The organism is Acinetobacter calcoaceticus (assembly GCF_051947995.1).
Lineage (GTDB): Bacteria > Pseudomonadota > Gammaproteobacteria > Pseudomonadales > Moraxellaceae > Acinetobacter.
In genome coordinates, this window is sequence record NZ_JBLVVH010000047.1 from 1 (window position 1) to 243 (window position 243).

Sequence of the window (243 nt, forward strand, 5' to 3'; positions counted from 1 at the left end):
TGCTTGCGCCACTGGGCGCCGACGTCAGCGCCGCAGCGCGGCGGTTCGCCGTCGATCCGACGCGCAGCCTGGCCATCGACGTGCTGTCGGACCTGGAGCGACACCGCTGCCTGATGGCCTGCCCGGCGACCCGAGCGGAGCTGCAGCAGGCGGCTCGCACCCTGTTCGCACGGGACGGCGTGGGCGTCACGCTGATTCGCGACAGCGCCGGGTTCATCGTCCAGCGCACCCTCGCCTCGATCG

General features: G+C 72.8%; 1 pseudogene. It reads left to right on the forward strand.

From position 1 onward, the window contains the following. A pseudogene (locus ACNQO6_RS18495) lies at nucleotides 1–243 on the forward strand (3-hydroxyacyl-CoA dehydrogenase); the annotation flags it as partial.